General features: G+C 50.7%; 1 rRNA gene. It reads left to right on the top strand.

Annotated elements, in window-relative coordinates:
* Positions 1–26: 26 nt before the first annotated feature.
* Positions 27–219: ribosomal RNA gene (locus tag KK102_RS22140) — 16S ribosomal RNA — on the top strand; the annotation flags it as partial.

Raw genomic sequence — 219 nt, 5'->3', positions numbered from 1 at the left:
AAGTTTAATTCACGAGCATCAAACTTAAATTGAAGAGTTTGATCATGGCTCAGATTGAACGCTGGCGGCAGGCCTAACACATGCAAGTCGAGCGGCAGCGGAAAGTAGCTTGCTACTTTGCCGGCGAGCGGCGGACGGGTGAGTAATGTCTGGGAAACTGCCTGATGGAGGGGGATAACTACTGGAAACGGTAGCTAATACCGCATAACGTCGCAAGAC

The sequence above is a fragment of the Enterobacter quasimori genome, from assembly GCF_018597345.1.
Taxonomy (GTDB): Bacteria; Pseudomonadota; Gammaproteobacteria; order Enterobacterales; family Enterobacteriaceae; genus Enterobacter; species Enterobacter mori.
This window is presented reverse-complemented; position numbering and strand designations above follow the sequence as displayed.